This window comes from Kitasatospora sp. NPDC002543, from assembly GCF_053594915.1.
The window spans coordinates 1-16289 of sequence record NZ_JBSFWR010000028.1 but is presented as its reverse complement, the minus strand read 5'-3'; the positions used below and the strand labels follow the sequence as shown (position 1 = coordinate 16289).

The 16289-nt window shown below is 74.3% G+C and carries 16 protein-coding genes and 1 tRNA gene; 5 read left to right on the top strand and 12 right to left on the bottom strand.

Going from position 1 to position 16289, the window contains the following annotated elements:
* Positions 1-110: 110 nt before the first annotated feature.
* The 3 genes from ACWD4P_RS14780 to ACWD4P_RS14770 all read right to left on the bottom strand — a co-directional run bounded on the left by ACWD4P_RS14780 (position 111) and on the right by ACWD4P_RS14770 (position 2409).
* Positions 111-908 carry an SCO1664 family protein gene (locus tag ACWD4P_RS14780; RefSeq protein ID WP_449779886.1) on the bottom strand — a complete coding sequence of 266 codons (798 nt, stop codon included), beginning with the start codon at positions 906-908 and terminating at the stop codon, positions 111-113.
* Between the two features lie 44 nt (positions 909-952).
* Positions 953-1519: a DUF3090 domain-containing protein gene (locus tag ACWD4P_RS14775; RefSeq protein ID WP_359819800.1), complete on the bottom strand. Its 567-nt coding sequence runs from the start codon at positions 1517-1519 to the stop codon at positions 953-955.
* Positions 1520-1716: 197 nt separating this feature from the next.
* Positions 1717-2409: an MSMEG_4193 family putative phosphomutase gene (locus ACWD4P_RS14770; RefSeq protein WP_449779864.1), complete on the bottom strand. Its 693-nt coding sequence runs from the start codon at positions 2407-2409 to the stop codon at positions 1717-1719.
* Between the two features lie 136 nt (positions 2410-2545).
* On the opposite strand from ACWD4P_RS14770, the gene ACWD4P_RS14765 reads away from it, so the two are divergent.
* Complete coding sequence (locus ACWD4P_RS14765; RefSeq protein WP_449779863.1) at positions 2546-3526, top strand: magnesium and cobalt transport protein CorA; 981 nt, start codon at positions 2546-2548, stop codon at positions 3524-3526.
* 66 nt (positions 3527-3592) lie between these two features.
* Here ACWD4P_RS14765 and ACWD4P_RS14760 read toward each other — a convergent pair whose 3' ends face one another.
* Entirely contained in the window at positions 3593-4639 is a 1047-nt protein-coding gene (locus ACWD4P_RS14760; RefSeq protein ID WP_449779862.1) for an LLM class F420-dependent oxidoreductase, read from the bottom strand.
* Positions 4640-4878: 239 nt separating this feature from the next.
* On the opposite strand from ACWD4P_RS14760, the gene ACWD4P_RS14755 reads away from it, so the two are divergent.
* Entirely contained in the window at positions 4879-5859 is a 981-nt protein-coding gene (locus ACWD4P_RS14755; RefSeq protein ID WP_449779861.1) for an aldo/keto reductase, read from the top strand.
* A 58-nt stretch (positions 5860-5917) separates the two neighbouring features.
* Entirely contained in the window at positions 5918-8122 is a 2205-nt protein-coding gene (locus tag ACWD4P_RS14750; RefSeq protein ID WP_449779860.1) for a helix-hairpin-helix domain-containing protein, read from the top strand.
* A gap of 116 nt (positions 8123-8238) precedes the next feature.
* Here the strand turns inward: ACWD4P_RS14750 and ACWD4P_RS14745 are convergent, their stop codons facing one another.
* Positions 8239-8844, bottom strand: coding sequence for a hypothetical protein (locus tag ACWD4P_RS14745; RefSeq protein WP_359829833.1), 606 nt, complete (start codon positions 8842-8844; stop codon positions 8239-8241).
* Positions 8845-9211: 367 nt separating this feature from the next.
* Between ACWD4P_RS14745 and ACWD4P_RS14740 the strand changes: the two genes are divergently transcribed.
* Positions 9212-9418: a DUF5703 family protein gene (locus tag ACWD4P_RS14740; RefSeq protein ID WP_359829843.1), complete on the top strand. Its 207-nt coding sequence runs from the start codon at positions 9212-9214 to the stop codon at positions 9416-9418.
* A gap of 151 nt (positions 9419-9569) precedes the next feature.
* Here ACWD4P_RS14740 and ACWD4P_RS14735 read toward each other — a convergent pair whose 3' ends face one another.
* From ACWD4P_RS14735 to ACWD4P_RS14725, 3 genes are all read right to left on the bottom strand, one after another.
* Positions 9570-10454 (bottom strand): chaplin family protein, encoded by an 885-nt coding sequence (locus ACWD4P_RS14735; RefSeq protein ID WP_449779859.1) that lies wholly within the window; start codon positions 10452-10454, stop codon positions 9570-9572.
* A gap of 368 nt (positions 10455-10822) precedes the next feature.
* Positions 10823-11062: a chaplin gene (locus ACWD4P_RS14730; RefSeq protein WP_359829835.1), complete on the bottom strand. Its 240-nt coding sequence runs from the start codon at positions 11060-11062 to the stop codon at positions 10823-10825.
* A 254-nt stretch (positions 11063-11316) separates the two neighbouring features.
* Positions 11317-12648, bottom strand: a complete 1332-nt coding sequence (locus ACWD4P_RS14725) for a M20/M25/M40 family metallo-hydrolase (protein WP_359829837.1) — start codon at positions 12646-12648, stop codon at positions 11317-11319.
* Between the two features lie 291 nt (positions 12649-12939).
* Here ACWD4P_RS14725 and ACWD4P_RS14720 point away from each other — a divergent pair.
* Positions 12940-13024, top strand: a tRNA-Leu gene (locus ACWD4P_RS14720).
* A gap of 86 nt (positions 13025-13110) precedes the next feature.
* Here the strand turns inward: ACWD4P_RS14720 and ACWD4P_RS14715 are convergent.
* The 4 genes from ACWD4P_RS14715 to ACWD4P_RS14700 form a co-directional block, all read right to left on the bottom strand.
* Positions 13111-13380: a hypothetical protein gene (locus ACWD4P_RS14715; protein ID WP_359829839.1), complete on the bottom strand. Its 270-nt coding sequence runs from the start codon at positions 13378-13380 to the stop codon at positions 13111-13113.
* A gap of 256 nt (positions 13381-13636) precedes the next feature.
* A complete protein-coding gene (locus ACWD4P_RS14710; RefSeq protein WP_449779858.1) occupies positions 13637-14998 on the bottom strand; it encodes a chloride channel protein in 1362 nt (453 codons plus the stop codon).
* Between the two features lie 165 nt (positions 14999-15163).
* Entirely contained in the window at positions 15164-15904 is a 741-nt protein-coding gene (locus ACWD4P_RS14705; RefSeq protein ID WP_359831914.1) for a TetR family transcriptional regulator, read from the bottom strand.
* An 85-nt stretch (positions 15905-15989) separates the two neighbouring features.
* Positions 15990-16289 (bottom strand): acyl-CoA dehydrogenase family protein (locus tag ACWD4P_RS14700; protein WP_449779857.1); only part of this gene is annotated, 300 nt, incomplete at its 5' end.

Here is a 16289-nt window from a genome sequence, read left to right as displayed (position 1 = left end):
AGACCATCTGCCGCCGTTTTCGAAGACCGGCCCGGACCACCGGCCGCGCGGGCCGCCGGGACCCGCCCCTGGACTTTTCGCGGGCCCGGGGAACGGGCCCGCGAGGTGTTCTACACCGGCGGCCAGGGGATCGCGGGCCAGTCCTCGGGCGGCAGCGGGTGCCGGCCGGAGCCGCGCAGCCCGGCCACCCGGGCCCGGGTGGCGTCCAGTTCGGCCGCCGTCAGGTGCGGGGCGAGCCGCTCGGCGAGCTCTCCGTCCAACTGCTCGGCCAGCCGGGCCAGCACCTCCAGCGCCTCCTCCGGCAGCGGGTCGCCGGCCCAGCCCCAGAGCAGGGTGCGCAGCTTGTCCTCGGTGTTGAAGGTGACGCCGTGGTCGATGCCGTACACCCGGCCGTCGGCCGCCGGGATCAGGTGGCCGCCCTTGCGGTCGGCGTTGTTGAGCACCGCGTCCAGGACGGCGAGCCGGCGCAGCCGCCGGTCGTCGTGGTGCACCAGCAGGGCGGTCCGCCCGCCCTCGACCTCGGCCCGGACGATCGGCAGCCAGCCCGCCTCCGGGCCGCGCGGGTCCTGGAGCGCCAGCAGCGGCTCGGCCCCCGGGTCCGGCTCGACCCACAGCTGCACCATGCCCGGCCCGTGCGGGCCCTCGCGCAGCACGGTGGGCGGGACCAGCGCCCAGCCGGTCGCGGCGGACAGCTCGTACGCGGCGACCTCCCGGCCCGCCAGGGTGCCGTCCGGGAAGTCCCACAGCGGGCGCTCGCCGGCCACCGGCTTGTAGACGGCCTGGGCGCTCAACGAGCCGTGCGCCACCGTGCAGTACAGCGCGGCGTTGGAGGCCTCGGTGAGCCGGCCGTGCACGGTCAGCTCGCCCTGGCGCAGCAGCGCGAGGGCCGTGGGCACGTCGGCGGCCAGCGCGGCGGCGGCCGACGGGTCGGCCTGCGGCGGGGTGTCGGTGTTCAGCGCCGGTAGCCGTTCGCGCGCGGGCACAGGTGGCCCTCCGGGTCGAGCGGCAGGTTGCAGAACGGGCAGGGCTTGCGGCCGGCCGCGACCAGGTCCAGCGCGCGCTTGGCGAAGACCCGGGCCATCGCGCCCGACAGCCGCACCCGCAGCATGTCCGGGCCGTTCTCGTCGTCGGTGAAGACCGCCTCGGCGGCCTCCTCCTCCTCGTCCTCGACCAGCGCCTGCGCCTCGACCACCAGGCAGGCCTCCACGCTGTCCCAGGCCAGGGCCATGGTGCCGACCCGGAACTCCTGCTCCAGCGGGAGGTCCAGCGGGGCGGTGTCGAGCAGGTCCTTCGGGGCGGCGGCCGGGATGGCGGCGTCCCCGCCGCTGCGCCGCAGCGCCTCGTCCAGGACCTCCTCGATCCGCTCGGCGAGCGCCGCGACCTGGGTCTTCTCCAGCAACACGCTGGTGATCCGGCCCCGGGCGCTGGCCTGAAGGTAGAACGCCCGGGCACCGGGCTGGCCGAGGGTGCCGGCCACGAACCGTTCGGGCTGGTCGTAGAAGAAGACCTGACGGGGCACGCTCTCGCTCCGGATCGTGTCGGTCGGCACGGTTCCGCCGGGGACGGATCGCGGCCGGATGGACTCATCAGTCACCCTACGACCTTCGGGCTCCGGCCGGGGAGCCGAGCCGACGGCGGCGGGGCGGTTGGCACCCGGGGAAGCGGACGGTGCCGCCCCGAACGGCGCCTCCCCGGGCGGCCCGTCGGCGGCGAGGCTCAGACGGCGCCGCCGACCACGGCGTCGCCGGACGGGGTGGCCGCGGCCGGGCCGGGCCGGGGGGCGAGCGAGGCGAGGTCGCCGGTGTCACCCATCCTCAGCACGAAGGGCCGCTGCGGGGTGTAGCGGATCGCGGTGACCGAACACGGCTCGACGCTGATCCGCTGGAAGTGGTCCAGGTGCAGCCCGAGCGCGTCGGCGACCACGGCCTTGATCACGTCCCCGTGCGAGCAGGCGATCCACACCGCGTCCTCGCCGTGCTCGACGGCGATCCTCCGGTTCCACTCGCGCACCGCGTCCACCGTGCGGTGGCTCAGCTCGCGCAGCGACTCCCCGCCGGGGAAGGCGGCCCCGGCGGCGTGGTCCTGCACGGTGCGCCAGAGCGGCTCCTCGGCCAGCTCGGCCAGCGGGCGGCCGGTCCACTCGCCGTAGTGGCACTCCCCCAGCCGCTCGTCCTCGGCCGGCGCACCCAGCTCGGGCCGGACCGCCAGCAGCGGCTCCAGCGTCTGCCGGCAGCGCTCCAGCGGACTGCTGACCGCCCGCACCAGCGGCACGCCGGCCAGCCGGCCGGCCAGCGCCGCGGCCTGGGCGCGCCCGGTGTCATCGAGGTCCACTCCGGGCGTCCAACCGGCCAGGATTCCGGCGGTGTTCGCGGTGGAGCGGCCGTGGCGGACGAGCAGCAGGGTGGGCATGGGGTCAGCCTACGGCCTCCGGGCCCGGCCGTGGACCCGGGTTCTCCGCCCGCCCGCCCCGGGCCGGTGGCGGCCGGTGGGCCCGGTCTCCCCCGGGTCCGTGCCGTACGGGCCGAATCGGGTGACAATGGCCCGCATGATCGTCCACTGCGCCGCCTATCACGACGGCCGCCGGATCGAGGCCCCCGAGGACCTGGCCGGCGCGCTCGCCGCCGCCCGCGCGGCCGGTCCGGACGGCTTCGTCTGGATAGGCCTGTTCGAGCCCACCGCCGAGGAACTCGACCACGTCGGCAAGGAGTTCGCGCTCCACCCGCTGGCCGTCGAGGACGCCGTCAGCGCCCACCAGCGCCCCAAGGTGGAGGCCTACCAGGGCTCGCTGTTCGTCGCCCTGAAGACCCTCGGGTACCACCCCGGCGGCCACGTCGTCACCGTCGGCGAGGTGATGGTCTTCCTCGGCCCGGACTTCGTGATGACGGTCCGGCACGGCGCGGACAGCCCGCTCAGCGGCCTGCGGGCCGCCCTGGAGGCGGACCCCGAGCAGCTGCGCTTCGGACCCAGTTCGGTGCTGCACTCGGTCTGCGACACCGTCGTGGACGGCTACATGGACGTGGCCACCGGGCTCCAGACCGACCTGGACGAGCTGGAGGCCGACATCTTCTCCCCCAGCCGGGTCGGCCGGGACACCGCCGGACGGATCTACGGCTACAAGCGCCAGGTGATGTCCGTCCGCAGGGCCACCGGCCCGTTGCTGGAGCCGATGACGGCCCTGCAGCGCGGTGCCCGCTTCGTCCGCCCCGAGACCGCGCCCTACCTGCGGGACGTCGCCGACCACGTGGCCCGGGTGAACGACCAGGTGGACGGCATGGACCGGCTGCTGTCCGACATCCTGAGCGCCAACCTGGCGCAGGTCAGCGTCCAGCAGAACAACGACATGCGGAAGATCTCGGCCTGGGCGGCGCTGGCCGCCGTGCCGACGATGATCGCGGGCGTCTACGGGATGAACTTCGAGCACATGCCCGAGCTGCACCAGATCTGGGGGTACCCGGCGGTGCTGGTGCTGATGACCGTGGTGTGCCTGGTGCTGCACCGGGTCTTCAAGCGGCACGACTGGCTGTAGTTCCGCTCTCCCGCCGGCCTCCCGGCGCGTCCGGCGCGTCCTCGCCCGGCGCGCCGGCCCGCCCGGTCAGGCCAGACCGGCGCGCTCCAGCGCCTCGACGCCGGTGCGCAGCGCCAGGACCCGCTCGTCCAGGGTGAACCCGGACGGGGCCAGGGTCAGGGTGCTGACACCGGCCTCGGCGTAGGCCTGCATCCGGTCGGCGATCCGGGCGGTGTCGCCGATCAGCGAGGTGGCGTCGATCAGGTCGTGCGGGACGGCCGCCGCGGCGCCCGCGTAGTCCTTGGCGAGGTACTTCTCCTGGATCTCGTCGGCGGCCTGCTCGTAGCCCATCCGCCGGGTGAGCTGGTTGTAGAAGTTCTTCTCCTTGCTGCCCATGCCGCCGATGTAGAGCGCGGCGTAGGAGCGCAGGCCGTCGACGGCGGCCTTGACGTCCTCGCCGACCGCGATGTTCACCGTCGGGCAGAGGTCGAAGCCCTCCAGGGTCTTCCCCGCCTTGGCGCGGCCGGCCGTCAGCGCGTCCAAGGAGAGCGCGGAGTGCTCGGGCGAGAAGAAGATGCCCAGCCAGCCGTCGGCGATCTCGCCGGTCAGCTCCAGGTTCTTCGGGCCGATCGCGGCGATGTACAGCGGGATGCGCTCGCGCACCGGGTGCACGGTCAGCTTGATCGGCTTGCCCGGGCCGCCGGGCAGCGGCAGCGTCCAGTGCGCGCCCTCGTGCACCAGGCGCTCGCGGGACATCGCCTTGCGGATGATCTCCACGTACTCGCGGGTGCGGGCGAGCGGCTTGTCGAACTTCACGCCGTACCAGCCCTCGGAGACCTGCGGGCCGGAGACGCCGAGGCCGAGCCGGAAGCGGCCGCCGGACAGGGTGTCCAGGGTCGCCGCGGTCATCGCGGTCATCGCCGGGGTGCGGGCCGGGATCTGGAAGATGGCCGAACCGACGTCGATCCGCTCGGTCCTCGCGGCGACGAAGCTGAGCACCGTCGCGGCGTCCGAGCCGTACGCCTCGGCCGCCCAACAGACCGAGTAGCCGAGCCGGTCCGCCTCCTGGGCCACGGCGATGTTGTCGGCGTCCATGCCGAGCCCCCAGTAGCCGAGGTTGATACCGAGTCGCATCTGCCGCACCTTCCAGTGGGTCGGGGTTGTGGCGAGGGTAACCATGCCCGGACCGAACGCGCTACTGACGGGTAGGGGTGGGTTGGGTCACACCGGAGCCGATGATCGTTCTGCGGGTCGGCACCTCTGTCCGCGCACCGGCCGCTACGCTCGGCCGAGGTGGGGAGAGCTCACCCCACCTGCGCGTTCACAGGGCCGCCGGGGCTCCCGGGGCCACCGGCCAGTGGAGGGCCCGTCCGATGGAAAAGCGTCACCTCGGCCGTACCGGCCTGCAGGTCTCCCGGGTCGGCCTCGGCACCATGACCTGGGGCCGCGACACCGACGAGCAGGAGGCCGCCGAACAGCTCAAGGAGTTCGTCGACGCCGGCGGCAACCTGGTCGACACCGCCGACGTGTACGCGGACGGCGGCGCCGAGTACCTGATCTCCCGGATCACCGACAGCCTGATCCCCCGCTCCGAACTCGTCATCGCCACCAAGGCCGGCAGCGTCCCGGAGTCCGCCCGCCGCTTCGACGGCTCGCGCGGCCACCTGCTCGCCGCCCTGGACGCCTCGCTGCGCCGGCTCGGCACCGACCACGTCGACCTGTGGCAGGTGCACTCCTTCGATCCGGCGACCCCGGTCGAGGAGACGCTCAGCGCCCTCGACATCGCCGTCTCCTCCGGGCGCGCCCGTTACGTCGGGGTCTGCGACTTCAGCGGCTGGCAGCTCGCCAAGGCCGCCGGCCGGCAGCACGCCCACCACGGCCGGGTGCCGCTGGCCGGGGCGCAGCTGGAGTACTCGCTGCTCCAGCGCGGCATCGAGCGGGAGGCGCTGCCCGCCGCGCTGGACGCCGGGGTCGGCGTGCTGGCCGGCTCGCCGCTCGGGCGCGGAGTGCTCACCGGCAAGTACCGGCACGGCATCCCGCAGGACTCGCGCGGCGCCTCGCCCTACCTGTCCGGGTTCGTCCAGCCGTACCTCGGGGAGCGCTCGCGACGCATCGTGGACGCCCTCGCGACCGCCGCCGACGGGCTCGCCAGCACCCCGCTGGCCGTCGCGCTGGCCTGGGTCCGGGACCGGCCCGGGGTGGCGAGCGCCCTGGTCGGGGCCCGGACGGTGGCCCAGCTGCAGGCGGCGCTGTCGGTGGAGGCGCTTACGCTTCCGGATGAGATCCGTGGTGCGCTGGACGACATCTCGTCGCCGGTACACCGCTACCCGGACCAGGGGTGGACGGAGCTGTGACCCCCGGGCCCGGTTGTCGAGCAGAACCTGCAGTGGAGTGACCTTGGAGCGGACGACGATGACGGACACGGGGAACGGCGCTCCGGAGGTGACCGCCGGGGCCCGGCTGACCGCGGAGGAGAAGGCCGCCAAGTTCGCGGAGCTGGCCCAGCGGATCCGCGGCATGCAGCCGGAGGACGCCGCGGAGAGCGCCGCACGGGCGGGCGCCGCCCGCGCGGAGGCCTCGATGGTGGAACGCCCGGCGGAAGCCCCGGCCGGGGAGGAGTCGGCCGGGGAGGCCCCGGCGGCGGCTCCGACGTCCGTGGCCCCGGAGCCCGGGGAGCCCGAGCCGGCCGCCCCGGCCGCCCCCCGCCCCGCCCGGGTTCCCGCCCCGGCCGCTCCCGCCCCGGTGGTGTCCGACCGGCAGCGCGCCGACGCGCTCCGCGCCACCGCCGAGGTGCTGACCGCCGGCGGCGCCCCGGCCGAGCTGGCCGCGGCCGCCGTCGCCGAGTTCGGCGAGGAGGCCCCGGAGCGGCTGCGCGAGGACCCGTGGTCGGTGCTGAGCCTGCCGGGCGTCCGGCCCGAGCACGCCGACGGCTTCGCCCGGCAGCTGCTCGGCGCCGGTGCCGGGCCGGGCGACGAGCGCCGCGCCCGGGCCCTGGTGCCGTGGCTGCTGGAGCAGGCGGCGCTGCGCGGGCACTCCGCCCTGGAGCTGACCGAGGTGACGGCCGGGCTCGACCGGCTCCGGATGCCCGATCCGGCCGGCGCGGTCCAGGCCGCCGTCGCCGACGGGCGGGTGCTGCCCTTCCAGGAGGAGCTGACCGGCGCCGAGGCGCACGCGGCGGGAGGCGACGAGGAGGACGAGGCACCGACCCGGACGCTGCTCGCCCTGGAGGGGCCGGCGATGGCCGAGGACAGCCTCGCCGAGAAGCTGCTCCAGCTGATGGCCGTCTTCGTGCCGGGCGAGGACCCGGACGGGGCCGACGACGGGGACGCAGGCTCCTCCGACGCGGCCGAGGACGGTACGCCGGCCCCGGTCGCCGAGGACTCGGTCGAGCAGCCGCCCGCCGCGGGCCCGAGCGCCGGCCCGACCGCCTGGGCGGCCGCCGCCGAGGCCGCGCCGTCCTCCTCCGCGACCGCCCTGATCACGGCCGTCGCCGAACACGCCGTGGTGCTGCACACCGGCGGTGAGGCGGCCCGCGCCGAGCCGGCCGCGCTGGTCACCGCCGCCCGGGGCCTCGGGCTGCGGGCCTGGGCCGCCACCTGGACCGACCAGGGCCGGGACTCCCTCGCCGCGCTCACCGGGACCGCGGACGGGGCCGAGGCCCCCGTCGTCACCCTCGCCGAGCTGCTCTCCGGTGCCGCCGGCCCCGGCCGCGCCCCGGACGGCACGCTCGCCCTGGACCTGCTGGTCGTGCTGGACGCCCCGCTGCTGGACGTCGAGCTGGCCGCCGTCGTCCTGGAGTCACTGGCCGACGGCACCCGGCTGGTGCTCAGCGGGGACCCGGGCCAGCTCTGGTCGGCCGGCCCCGGCCGGTTCTTCGCCGACCTGCTGGCCGCCAAGGTCTGCCCGGCGGTCGCCTCCCGCACCCCGGACTTCGGCCCGATCGGCGAGCTGGTCTCCGGCGTCGGCATCGGCGAGCTCCAGCCGGTCGAGGCGCCGGACAAGGAGGTGGTCATCCTGACCGCCAAGGACGCCGGCGAGGCCGTCCACCGCGCCATCCAGTTGCTCACCGACTCCATCCCGCGCGCGCTGGGCATCCCTGTCGAGCAGGTCGTGCTGCTCACCCCGGGCCACGGCGGCCCGGCGGGCACCCGCGCCCTGAACGCCGCCGCCAAGGCCCGGCTGAACCCCGGCCCCGGCCGGTTCGGCGGCTTCGACCCGGGCGACCGGGTGGTCGACTCCCCCGCCCCCGGGGTCACCCGCCCGGCCCGGGTCCTGGACGGCGACGCCTCCGGCCTCCACCTGGAGTACGCGGACGGCTCGCGCCGGACGGTCCCGCCGGCCGAGGCCGCCCGGCTGCGGCACGGCTGGGCGCTGACCGTCCACCAGGCGCTCGGCCGGCGCTGGCCGGGCGCGGTCGTGGTGCTCCCGGAGGACGCCGCCCCGGCGCTCACCCGGCAGTGGGTCTACACGGCCTTCGGCCGCGGCGAGCGGCACCTGTCCGTGGTGCACGCGGCAGGCCCGGCGCTCGTCCAGGCCGTCACCGGGCGCGCGGCGCAGCCGCGCACCACCCGGCTGCGGGCGGTCCTCGCCGAGAACACCGCCGCCTCGGAGTACTGACCGGTGTTCCGGACGGCGGTTCCCCGGAGCCGCCGTCCGGAACGCAGGACGGGCGGGCCCGGTGATCCCGGGCCCGCCCGTCGCGCGTTCCGGACGGCTTCGCGTCCTGGGCGGCGTCAGTCGTCCGGGTCCTCGTCGTCGTAGACCTCGCTCACGTCGAACCGGCAGATCAGCAGCTGCGGGTCGGCGTGCTCGAAGGGCTCGGGCAGCCACTCACCCGGCTCGGTCGGCTCGGTGGCCGCGACCCAGAGCGTCGAGTCGGCCTCCTCCAGGCCGAACTCCTCACTGCGGGCGGCGATCTCGTCGGGCTCGTACTCGCCGAACAGCACGCCGATCGCGGCGTTCACCCCGCCCGCGCCGGCTCCGCCCGGCGTCAGCGAATCGTCCAGCCGTTCGGCCTGGGCGCGCAGCCGCTCGGGGTCGACGACGTGGTAGTCGCGGCGGATCAACACGCTGATCGCCTCGGGCTGTTCGGGGCCGTGGTACCCGCCGGGGCCCTCGTCGCCGGGGATCTCGAAGGGCGTCACCTCGTCGTAGGCCTCGTACAGGAGCTGGTCGTAGGCGATGGCGGCCGTCGCGAGCTGCTCGTAAGCGGCGGAAACGGCGGGATCATCAGCTGCGTTGGGGCTTGACACCGCTTCCAGATGACGGTCGATGGCGGCCTTGACCGCCTCAGCGGCGGCGCGTACCTCGGCAATGGTGGGCTGCGCGGCATCAGACATGGTGCAGACGCTATCTCCCCGCGGTGTCGGTACGCACAGCGGTTGTCACCTACACCCGCGATTTCACCGCAACTTCCCCCCTGATGTCCGATCCGCGACGTTTCGTCCCCGCGCGACACCGGCGTGAAGCGGGCGCGGGCGGCGCGCGGCGGGCCGGCCGGGGCCGTTGGGGTGCCGCTTCGCGCGCCGGGATCGGGGTATCCCTTCGGCAGTGGCACCAGGACTGATGGACTGTCAGTCGACGACCCGGATCGCACTCCTTCGGGCCGCCGCTCCCCGCACGGGAGGACGGCCGGAAATGCCCGGGCCGACTGTCCGGGGCAGGCCGTAGTCTTGCCCGAAGGTGATCCCCAGGAGGAGCGTTTTGATCCCACGGAAGCCGGTCCGGCAGCCGGAGTACGAGTACCAGTCCCTGCGCATGCCGCGCGGCACCACGCGCAACGCGGCGCGCCAACTGCTCACCGAGCACGCCGAGTACGGGCACTGGGAGCTCGACCGGTTGAGGCTGTTCCCCGACGGGAGCCGGACGGTCCGGCTGAAGCGGCGGATCATCCGGCAGGTCCGGAACTGGTGACGGGCGGGGTGTCGCGGCTCCGGCCCCACCCCGCCCCGGGTCCTCACGCACCCGCGGCCGCCCGTTCGCTCGGCGGCCGCGGGTGCGTCGTTCCTGCGGTTGTCACGTGCGGGGCCGGCTCAGCGCCGGCCTCCGCGTGCGGTCGGCCGCGTCAGCGGGCGCCGGCCCGGGCCCGGCGGTAGAGCACGCCGCCACCGAGCATCAGCGCGAGACCGGCGGCCCCGAGCAGTTCGACGCCGCCGGCGCCGGTGGAGGCCAGCTGGGCGGTCGGCGCCGGGGCGGCCTGGGCGGCGGCGGGCGCCACGACGGCTTCGGCGGCGATGGCCGGAGCGCCGTTGCGCGCGACGTTCACGACCTCCTCGGCGGAGACCTGCGGCGGAGTCGGGCAAGCCTCGACGCAGCCCTCGACCGGCGGGGTCGGGGTGACCGGGGCGGCCGTCTCCACGTTGGCGCACTGGTTGCCGAACGCCGGGTTGCCGACGCCGGCCACGTTGACCGAGTTGCCGCAGGCGTTGACCGGGACGTCGACCGGCGCCTGGACGCTGTTGCCGGAGATCACCCCTGCCGAGTTGGCGGTGGTGCCGGCGGCGCTCGCGCCCGGGACGGTGGCCGCATCCGGAACGGAGGTGGTGCCCGGCAGGGAGGCGGTGCCCGGGGTGCCGGCGCCCGGAAGGGAGGCGGTGCCCGGAAGGGTGCTGCCCAGGCCTCCGCCCGTCCCGGAACTGTCGACCCCGCCGGCGCCGGCGCCGCCGCCGCCGGTGGCACCCGAACCGCCGCCGGGCTGACCGACCTGGGCGGGCTTCGGCGCCGGGTTGCCCCCGCCGCCGTTGACGTTGGCACAGTGATTGCCGAAGGACGGGTTCAGCAAGCCGACCACGTCGAGCGTGTTGCCGCAGGCGTTGATCGGCACCTCGATCGGCACCTGCACCGAGTTGCCCGAAGCGACGCCGGGCGAACCCACGGCATCCCCCTGCGCCCCGGCTCCCCCCGCATAGGCGTAGCCGGCGGTCGAGGCCAGCACACTGCCGGTGGCCACGGCCGTGAGGATCCCCTTCTTGGCTACATTCCTCATTTTTTCCCCTGACATTTCGAGACGACGTGTCGACCTTGACATGAACCCTGCAAGAAAGTCGGAATTTCGGTATATCCGTAAATCACGCAAGGGCTTCGGCTGCACACGAGTTAACGAGGGGCCATCGGGGAGGTTGAGCCGAACGAATCGGCTTCACCCGATCGAGCGATCGTGTCGGGTTCCCTGTATCCAGGGCCCGTCGGCGCGGCTCCCGGCCCCGCCCGCACCCCGCCCCACCGGCCCCGGGAAGCGAACGCCCCCGGCGCGGCGCGTCCGCCGCCCGGGGGCCGGTTCGAATCGGCTCAACAGGCCGTGACGGCCCGGAGGTCGACTCAGACGTTGGCGCAGTGGTTCCCGAACGCCGGGTTCAGCACGCCGACGACGCTGATGGTGTTGCCGCACAGGTTGACCGGGACGTGCACCGGCACCTGGATCTGGTTGCCGGAGAGGACACCCGGGGAACCGGCGGCCACACCCTCGGCGCCGGCGTGAGCCGAAGCGACACCGGCGGCGGCGAGCACCAGGCCACCGGTGGCGGCGGTGACAGCGGCGATCTTCTTGACCTTCATCATTCCTCCTGTATGGACAAGCAGCCCGTTCGGCGGGCTGCACAGGGATGAACGACGCTGCGGCAAACGGGGTACGGAGAGGCTTTCCCATTCACCCTCAGCGGTGAGGCCTCGCACAAATGATCAGCTTGGAATCCCCAGCAGAATCGCTTCTGTCGATCTCCTTCCACCTGTCCCACAATCATCAGCTCGGACAATGCGGCCGGCCCGCCCCCGGCGCTCCGGGAACGGGCCGACCAAGTCGTCTGATCAGGGATTCAGCAGGCGTCGATGAAGCGGTCCAGCACCCGGGCGCCGAACTTCAGGCCGTCCACCGGAACCCGCTCGTCCACACCGTGGAACATCCCGGCGAAGTCCAGCTCCGGCGGCAGCTGGAGCGGCGCGAAGCCGAAGCAGCGGATGCCCAGGTCCTGGAAGGACTTGGCGTCCGTCCCGCCCGACAGGCAGTACGGCACCGCGCGGGCGATCGGGTCCTCGGCCCGCAGCGCGGTCTGCATCGCCTCGACCAGGGCGCCGTCGAAGCCGGTCTCGATCGCCTTGTCCGAGTGCAGGCTCTCGCGCTTCACGCGCGGGCCGAGGACGCTGTCCAGCTCGGCCAGGAACTCCTCCTCGTAGCCGGGCAGGAAGCGCCCGTCCACGTGCGCGGTGGCCTGACCGGGGATCACGTTCACCTTGTAGCCGGCTCCGAGCATGGTCGGCTGGGCGGTGTTGCGCAGCGTGGTGCCGATCATCTTGGCGATGCCGCCGAGCACGCGCAGCGTCTCGTCCATGTTCTCCGGGTCCAGCTCGACCCCGAGCGCGTCCGACAGCTCGTCCAGGAAGGCCCGGACGGTCTTGGTGATCCGCAGCGGGAACTGGTGCCGGCCGAGCCGGGCGACGGCCTCGCACAGCTCGGTGATCGCGTTGTCGTCGTTCTCCATCGAACCGTGACCGGCCCGGCCCTCGACCGTCAGGCGCATCCAGTGCATGCCCTTCTCGGCCGTCTCCACCAGGTAGAGGCGGACCTGGTCGTTGACCGTGAAGGAGAAGCCGCCGACCTCGCCGATCGCCTCCGTCACGCCCTCGAACAGACCCGGGTGCTTGTCCACCAGGAAGCGCGCCCCGTAGGTGCCGCCGGCCTCCTCGTCGGCGAGGAAGGCCAGCACGATGTCGCGCGGGGGCTTGCGCCCGGTGCGCAGCCGGTCGCGGACGACCGCCAGGGTCATCGCGTCCATGTCCTTCATGTCGACCGCGCCGCGCCCCCAGACGCAGCCGTCGGCGATCTCGCCGCCGAACGGGTCGTGGGTCCAGTCCGCGGCGTTGGCCGGCACCACGTCGGTGTGGCCGTGGATCAGGAGGCCAGGACGGGAGCGGTCCTCGCCCTCGATCCGGACGACGGTCGAGGCCCGGCCCTTGGCCGACTCGAAGATCTTCGGTTCGAGCCCGAACTCGGCGAGCTGCTCGGCCACGTACTCGGCCGCCTTCCGCTCGCCCGGGCCGGAGCCGTCCCCGTAGTTGCTGGTGTCGATCCGGATCAGATCGCGACAGATCTCGGCGACCTCCGACTCAGCCGTCACCTTCGGGGCCGCCGACTCGTTCCGCTCGCTCACGGTCACTCCTCGTCTTGGGCCCGCACCGACGCACCAGCGCGCCACCCCCGGGACCTGCACCCGGGCCGTACGAGCACGTCCGCCCATCCTCCCCCAGCCCCGGATCCCGATCCAGCCCCCGCACGCTCCCGAAACCCCCTGGTCACGCCCCCGCCACACGCCGCCCCTTGCCGTCGCCACCGGCGGCACCGGCCCCTCGGGAACCGTTTTGGGACCCCAAGCCGATCTTTGCTACAGTTACATCTGTCAGCGCGACGGACGAGAGATCGGAAGCCGCGAGGACGACACCCGGTCCGGGTGGCGGAATGGCAGACGCGCTAGCTTGAGGTGCTAGTGCCCTTTATCGGGCGTGGGGGTTCAAGTCCCCCCTCGGACACAGACGAAGGGCCCCAGTCGAACTGGGGCCCTTCTGCTTTTCCCTGTTGGTCTTCCCGCGTTTTCCCCGGGGACCCGTGCCCTAGATCACTCCTGGTTCCAGGTGGCGCCCGCCCCCGTGAAGGAGCCGTAGACGCCGGTGTCGTCGGCCCAGATCCAGAAGTCGGCGTGCGAGAGGCCGTCGGGGCTGACGGAGGACTGGGTGCTGGCGACGCCGGCGCCGTTCTCGTTGGCGATGAACTGGCCCTTGCCGAAGGACGCGTCCAGGCCCTCCTGGGCCGAGGCCAGGCCGGCGCAGCCGATCACGAGCGGGGTGGTGAGGGCGGCGACGGCCAGGACGCGCTGGAAAGAACGCATGAAGATCTCCTCCACGGAGTTTCGGGGTCCGAAGCGGCGGTGCCGATCGACCCCGCCGCGACTTCAGGGAGCCACGCCCCGCATCCCGCCGCAACCGGCGCCGGGACCCGTACGGCCTCACGCCCCGTCAGAAACGCCGCCGCTACCAGCGAAAATACAGTTCGTATGCTCATTTCTGAGGATCAGTCGACCGGAGCACTCCCCGGGGGACGCCCGCCGGTGGCCCGCCGGGGAACGCCGGCGCGGGGCCCGGATCTCAGCCGGCCCCGGTGGGCTCCGTCCGGCCGGCCGGGGCGGCGTCCCGCCGCGGCCGGCCCCGCAGCCACTGCGCGGTGATGACGGACGCCACCGTGGAGACGATCAGCAGCGGCATCGAGTCCGCCGCCTCGCCGCCGAGCAGCATCGCGGCCAGGACCGTACTGGTGACGGGCAGGCCGGTGACGGCGGCGGAGGAGGCCGCGAGCCCGACGGCCAGAGCGGGCGCGGCACCGAAGCCGGGCAGCGGCGCACAGGCCGTGCCGAGGGCCGCGCCGAGCAGGATCGCCGGGAAGATCGGACCGCCGCGCAGGCTCCCGAGGGCGATCGACCAGCCCAGCCCCTTGCAGAGCACCAGGGCGAGCAGCGCGCCGACCGGCCAGGCCGCCGGATCGGCGGCCAGCGCGCCCAGGGTGGCCTGCCCGGAGAGCGCGGCCTCCTCCGGGGAACGCCCGGTCAGCAGGGCGTACGCGGCGAGGCAGCCGCCGACGGCGACCGCGCACAGGACGGTGCGCAGGGCAGTCTGCCGGGCGGTGCCGGTCAGGGTGAGGGCCTTCACCCGGCGGCCCACGCCCTGCCCGGCGACGCAGACCAGGGCGATCGCGACGGCCAGCGGGACTCCCCAGAGGAAGTCCCCCGGGTCGGGCACCCCGCTCTTCGGCACGCGCGGCAGCGAGAGCGCGCCGATCGCCAGGCCGGTCCAGTGGCCGAAACCGGTGAAGACCAGCGCGCCGACCCCGCCGGCCAGCAGGCTGGGCAGGATCAGCGCGATCAGCTGCGGGCCGCCCAGCCCGGCCGCCTCGATCAGCATCACGCCGGCCACCAGCGGGCTGCCGAAGATGGTGGAGATCGCCGCGGCCGCCCCGGCGGTGCCCAACACGGCCACCAGCTGCGGCTGTTCGGCCCGCTCGGCGGACCGGACGGCGAGCAGTGCGAGGCCGCCGCCGAGCGCCATCAGCGGCGCCTCCGGGCCGAGCACCGCGCCGAGCGGCAGACAGACGAGCGCGGCCAGCACCACCCCGGGGACGGCTGCGGGCGCGGTGGGCGGGCCGCCGAGCCCGTCCACCGGGACGTGGCCGCCACGGCCCGGCAGCCGGGTCACGACCGGGGCGAGCAACAGTCCGGCCGCGAGCAGCGCGGGCAGCGGCCACCACCAGGGGGCGCGTCCGTAGCCCGCCGCGGCGGGCAGGCTCTCCCAGACCCAGTGCTGGAGTTCGTGCTCCAGGCCGACGAAGCCGAAGGCCGCCAGCGAGACCGGGACGCCGACCAGCCCCGCGATCAGCAGCAGGCGCAGGTAGCCCTCGTGCAGCAGCACCTCACGCAGGGTCGGGCCGCCGCCCGGCCGCCGGGACGTCGTCGGCATCGCCGCTCCCTCGCGCTCCCGGGCCGCCCGCCGTCCGGAAGGCCCCGTCCTGCGACCGAGTCTCGCCGGTGGCCGGGAGCCCCGCACGGCGCACGGGCCGTCGACCGGCGGCGCGCCGGACACGGCTGCGCCGGGCGGGTGAGGACCGGACCGGGCGGGTGAGGATCAGACCGGGCGGGCGTCGGTGCCCAGGGCGCTCTCGATGCCCTGGACCATCTTCCACAGCGGTGCCCGGCGGCTGGCCACCAGGACCACGACCTCGTCGGCCCCGCCCTCGGCCGCGGCGTCGGCCGGACGGTCGGTCCAGGTGCCGGTGACGAAGGCCATCGCGGCGTCCACCTCGGCGACCCAGTCGCTCTTCCCGCCCGAGCGCAGCCAGGTGCGCAGGGCGTGGTTGTGGGCGGAGACGACGGCCGCGGCGATCACGTCCGCGCGCAGCGGGCCGTCCGGGCGGTCGGCGTAACGGCCGCGCAGGTAGGCGGCCAGGGTGTGCTCGTAGCGCCAGACCACGGACAGCTCGTACGCCCGCAGGCCGGGCACCTTGCGGGTCAGGCGGTAGCGCTGGACGGAGAAGGAGGGCTGCTCGGCGTACATCCGCAGGACCAGGCGGGCCGCGTCACAGGCGTGCTTGACCGGGTCCTCCTCGCCGGTGCCGGACTCCAGGAACTCCGTCATCTCGGCGAGGCTGCGCTCGTGGTCGGGGAAGACCACGTCCTCCTTCGCCGGGAAGTAGCGGAAGAAGGAGCGCCGGCCGACGCCGGCCAGCGAGACGATGTCGTCGACGGTCGTCTGTTCGAAGCCGCGCTCCAGGAAGAGCTCGAAGGCCGCGGCCACCAGCGCCTCGCGCATCGCCGGCTTCGAGGGCCCGTCGTTCATGGGCTGGTCCTGTTCTTCCTTCTCGCTCATTCACCGGAACCTAGCATCGGACGAGGCGTCGGCCCCGACGGCCGGCGGCGGGCCGGCCCGGCCGTCGGGACACCTCGGTGCGCCGCTACGGGAGGTTGCGGGCCATCACGATCCGCTGGACCTGGTTGGTGCCCTCGTAGATCTGCGTGATCTTCGCGTCCCGCATCATCCGCTCCACCGGATAGTCCCGGGTGTACCCGTACCCACCCAGCAACTGCACCGCGTCCGTGGTCACCTCCATCGCCACGTCCGACGCGAAACACTTCGCCGACGCACCGAAGAACGTCAGGTCCCCGTCCCCCCGCTGCGACTTCGCCGCCGCCGCGTACGTCAACTGCCGCGCCGCCTCCAGCTTCATCGCCATGTCCGCCAACATGAACTGCAC